The sequence below is a fragment of the Caldisericum sp. genome (assembly GCA_022759145.1).
Taxonomy (GTDB): Bacteria; Caldisericota; Caldisericia; order Caldisericales; family Caldisericaceae; genus Caldisericum.
This window is the reverse complement of record JAEMPV010000039.1, coordinates 1-4,074: the sequence shown is the minus strand read 5'-3', so window position 1 is coordinate 4,074 and position 4,074 is coordinate 1. Positions and strand designations below refer to the sequence as shown.

Annotated in this window: 1 protein-coding gene; it reads right to left on the bottom strand. The window is 36.4% G+C overall.

Features of this window, described 5'->3' with window-relative positions; genetic code table 11:
- On the bottom strand, positions 1–3,889 hold a 3,889-nt coding region (locus JHC30_02555; GenBank protein ID MCI4463036.1), incomplete at its 3' end, for a DUF11 domain-containing protein.
- Positions 3,890–4,074: the final 185 nt, after the last annotated feature.

Here is a 4,074-nt window from a genome sequence, read left to right as displayed (position 1 = left end):
TCCATTGCAATAGGTTACTAACGGTCATATCTGTTAAATCAGAGCATCCTGTCCATACCTCAGAAATTTCATGAGCATTATATGTTGTGCAACTCGAATCAATTGTTGCTGTAATCTTTAGTGTAAGCGTTTTCCCAGGCTCAATGCCATGACCTAAATCACTTTCGATATTATTCCATATATAAACAGAATTATCAGGTTCTCCTCCATCATTTATATCCCAGGGGATATTCTGGTAAGTTGATCCATCGTAAGAATATTGGGCGGAATTAACAATAAGAGGATGTCTAAGCGGTGCTTTAAAGACATCGCCAAAGTTCGTCCTTACTGTTGAAAGGTTTCCATTGTTTGTGATGTTTATTTCAAAAACTACACTTTTTCCAAGTTCTCTTGGGAACCATGGAGTCGGGGAAACAGAGTGTCCATCAATTTCAACTACATTTTTAGTTATTGAAAGATTTGGTGCAAATGTTGTAAAATCTCTTTCATAGATGTTTGAAGTTTCGCTTATATTGTTAACATCACAGAGTTTCGCAAAATTTGCAAATGATTTTATCTTTTTGAACGTGCCTTTAAAGAAATTACAAGAAGGATATTGATAGTTTGTGTCAGTCTCAACTTCAAACTTAATTTTTATTTCATCGTTTGGTGCAAGATCTCCAAAATTCGGTATATTCGAAGAGTTAAAGACAAGTTCCCAACCACCCGCATAATCGCCTGATGTAATTTGTGTTTCTGTTGGATTCCCTGCACTTTGATATGTTCCACCATTATAAGAGTATTGTGCAGAATTTGCTTTGTACCTTATGTATTTTGGAAGGTAAGTGTGAGAAACGACATTGTATATATGAGTTACGCCTGGATTCTTAATTGAAACTTCAACGGTTCCATTTCCACAAAGATAAACATTTGCACTGGTGATAGTTACAAGCGCATAGGAAGTAGGAAGGCTTACTCTACCTGTATCTGTGCTTGAAGTTTGACAACCACACCAACTTGCGCTTGCTTGAACTGTTAAATTATTTTCATCACAGCTATTAACATCTGTTTTAAAATAAATTTCGATTTTAGTAGCAGGGTCGATGGTGAGATTTCCTAAATTCCAGGTTAATGTTCCGGTTGAACCATTTGAAGGCCAGGTTATTGCTGGGTCTCCGTAGTTGTATGTTGTGCTTCCAATTTTTATATAGGCGCCATCGCTATTAAATTCCAAACCGCTTCCAAGAGTTGTTGTTAAAATAATTTCCCTTGCAGTCCCATCCCCACCATTTGTCACAAATACTTTCCAATCAACTGTGTGCGCATATGCAAAGTTTAATTGCGGTGTAACTTTAGTATAAAGAACCGCTTGTTTTACAAGCGTAGAAGAGGCTGAGTTACTTGCTGAGTGAGACTTTCCACAATTATCAAGGTAATTTGATGAAACCGTTAAAGAAGCATTATCTGAGCAATCCTTTTTAATTTGAATTGTTATTGAACCATTTGAAGATATTTCGTTTATCTGATCTGATGACCAGGTTAGAGTGTTCCCATTAACAGTAGGCTCTCCTTTTGTTCCAGAGCACCAACTTCCACCGTTACTATATGTAGTTGAGCCTGAAACATATTTAAATCCGTTAAGAGTTAAAGTTAAATCTGCATGGTCAACATTCGCATTTTCCCTTGTAAAATTAATGGTCAGGTTGTAAGTTGCACATTTTTCAACTATTTGAGGTAAACTTGTTGAAAGAGTTAAATTTGCTCTGTAATCTGTTACTCTAACTCCTTCATAATATTTTGGGTCATTAGAACATCCTCTTGGAAATCCTGGTATCTCAAGTGTTGACCAATCAATGTAATCGTAATCAACGGATGAATTGTTTGAGTCATTTGTTTGTGTTGCTCTTGCAGTAAATGAAATTTTTAATTTAGCACCTGTATTAGGTGCACAAGTTTGAAGTCCGCTTAAATCAATCTTGAGTGTTGGTTGATATGATATAACGCTCCATCCTGTTACCGTTTGGAATCCGCTTCCACAGTCAACCTGAATTTCGATGTTCGCAATAGATGAATTTGTGTATTGGTTATTATTCAATTGGTCTTCAAAAATTATCCCATTCCAACTTGATGGTGCATTTGTTCCTGTATTAAAATCGTATTCAACAGTGTATCTTCTATCATTATGTGAGTCGGGATTGCCTGATGGGTTTGTATAAGAACCTGTATCAGTTGAACAATCGACTTCTATTGACGACGGGTTTGCAGTTTTTGATGAGTCCGTAATAGCATTTGAGGGGTCATTTACATATGTGCTAAAACTTGCAGAAGGATTTTGAATTGGGCATCCACAACAGTCAGTTAACGTTTCTCCATTTGGACCAGTAAGCTTAACTGTGTTAGTATATTCTGCACCTGCATAACAAGGGTCTGTTGTTACATTAAAAGTAATTGTAAAGTTTTGAGTAACTCCATCTTGTAAGGTAATGTTATCCCACTTCACCTCTTGACCGTTAATAACTCCTCCATTTGAAGAGGATTGAGGGATAAATGGGGTTGGTAATGTATCCACTATATCAACAGTAGCGGTATCGTTTGAGCAATTTCCCTTATGATAAGTAACTGATATAGTATATGTCTTATTTGTTTCTCCTATATCAACAGGGTCTGGTCCACTCTTAGTTATTGTAAAGTAGGCACCATTGCCTGTAACAGAAATTGAACCAAGTTGAGATGGATTTACAAATAAATTATCACACGGATCGTAATATTCTGCAAAATACTTTAGAGTTGACGATGGAAGAGTGCATGCACCTTGTTGCATCGAAACGGTGAAGGTTAAATTTACTGTTTCGTTTGGAGCAATTGTGCCTTGAGGAGATCCCCCAAGATAAGTAAATTCGCCTGTATTTGAATCATAACTCCAATTTACACCAATATTTGAAATCTGGTAGCCAGAAGGTATCTTATCTATTTTTAATTTAAAACCTTTTGCAACTCCATCACCATTATTTTTTATTGGAATAGTTACATCTGTTGAACCACAATAAGGAACAGAAATATTTGGAACTGTAATCTGGATATCAGGCGTTGTTGGAATAATTTTTACTGATTGAATAACATGCTGCGTTTGGCATTTATTGTTCTCATCAATTCCCCACCAGGCATCAATTTCGTTGTAGGCATTAGAACAGTTAAAAACCTGTGTTTGGAACGAAATTGTGTAGTCGCTTCCTGCAGGAATTTCATTATATGCCCAAGTTGGGAAAGAGCCTGCTGGTTGAGGATTGTAAACAAAATTTGAAGGATTTGAAATTCCACTTCCTAAGGTATCTGTTACATGAACATTGTCAATTGGGTCTTGTCCTGTATTTTTTATGTGGATTGTCCAGGTAACCGTATCACCAACTTTTGCTTCAGTTGGACTTACTTCTTTTGTTACTACAAGGTTTCCCCTGTGTATTGCTGTAGTTGTAATAGTTGCGTTCGCGCTTCCTCCACAATTACCATTAGTGGAAGTGAAAGTAAGCGTAAGTGCATACTGGGAATTGTTGCAAACTGCATAATCAGGTTTAACATGAACATAAATATCTACATTACCGCCTGAGGCGACACTTCCTGTGTCAACTATTCCGTCGCCGTTCATATCAGAAAGAGGTGTTGAATTGTCGCTTTTAAAAAGTGAAACACTCCAGTGTGAGTCGGTTGGAGAATAGGTAACATTAAAAATATCCGATTGAGAACAAGTATTCTGAATTGTTATTTTGTAGATTGCTTCGTTTCCAACATTAACCGTTTGATTATTTGATGGGCTTACAGAAGTGACACTTGGGGCTGCAATAACTTTTGCCCAAGGAATCAAATTCATTAAAAGTACAAGGGCAGTCAGAATTCTCAAAATTTTTTTCTTCATTTTATTCCCGCCTCCTCAATTTAAAAAAGCACCTATTTTAATTATAGCAAAATTAAAAAAAGTTAATACTTTTTTCGAGTTACATACATTTGAGACCCCGGATAATATTTGAGAGAATTTCTATTGGTGCCAAATTGTTTAAACTCTTATGAGGTCTTTGAGTATTGTACCATATGAGGTAATCC